Annotated in this window: 1 protein-coding gene; it reads left to right on the forward strand. The window is 58.8% G+C overall.

All coding sequences use genetic code 11. The annotated features are described in order from the left end of the window. Nucleotides 1-476 (forward strand): hypothetical protein (locus tag A8O26_RS30010; RefSeq protein ID WP_437339894.1); only part of this gene is annotated, 476 nt, incomplete at both ends.

The following is a 476-nucleotide window of genomic DNA, read 5'->3' on the forward strand; positions in this document are numbered from 1 at the left end:
CGCTACGGTCAACTGCAACAAGCCGATTGGCACGGCTTCGAGAAGTCCCTGAATGGCGTTTGGGACGACATCCAACAGCTCTTCGCCCTGCTCGCCGACTTGCAGGCCAACAGTGAAAAACTGCTGGCATACCTCAGCGAGGTCGAACTTGAAGCGCTGCTGCAAGCTTCCAGCGAAGCGATTGCCAACGGCCTGCTGATGCTCAGCGATGAACCGCTGATGTTCATTCATCTGGCCGCGTTCACCAGTTGGTTGAAGATGCTGCCGCCGCAATACCTGGCCGAAGTGGTGGCCGAGGTTCGCGTCGAACTGCTGATCAGCTTTCTATTGATGCGGGTGTCAGGTGGCATCGGTGTGCCATTGCGCCTGAGCAGCAAGGTGCTGGCGAAGATCAAGTCGCCGCGCGCACGGGAATGGTTGGCGGCTTCCGCGTTGCGCTTGGCGGAGCTGACGTCTGCACCGGAACTGAACAAACA

This window comes from Pseudomonas fluorescens, from assembly GCF_001648775.1.
Lineage (GTDB): Bacteria > Pseudomonadota > Gammaproteobacteria > Pseudomonadales > Pseudomonadaceae > Aquipseudomonas > Aquipseudomonas fluorescens_M.